Source organism: Achromobacter sp. 1011791174 (genome assembly GCF_059760925.1).
In genome coordinates, this window is sequence record NZ_JCBANH010000211.1 from 1 (window position 1) to 338 (window position 338).

Consider the following 338-nt stretch of genomic DNA (forward strand, 5'->3'; position numbering starts at 1 on the left):
GGCCGTCTGGTCGCCGTTGACATACAGGCTGCCCGCGCTAACCGTGGTCGCGCCCGTGTAGCGGTTGGCGCCGCTGAGCACCGTGACGCCCGCGCCCTGCTGAACGACCGAGCCAGAGCCGCTGATGGCGCCGCCATAGGCGTAAGTGTTGCCGCGATTGACGATCAGGCTGCCGTTGTTGACCACATCGCCGACGATGCCGCCGGTGGCGCCGCCCGCGCCCAATTGCAGCGCGCCCGCCGCGATGGTGGTGAGGCCGGTGTAGCGGTTGTCGGCGGTCAGCACGGTGGTTCCGCTGCCCATCTGCGTGACCGCGCCGCTGCCGCTGATCTGGCCGC

General features: G+C 70.7%; 1 protein-coding gene. It reads right to left on the minus strand.

Annotated elements, in window-relative coordinates:
* Window positions 1–338: autotransporter-associated beta strand repeat-containing protein (locus AC6LJ5_RS30355; protein ID WP_498142458.1), on the minus strand; the 338-nt coding region annotated here is incomplete at both ends.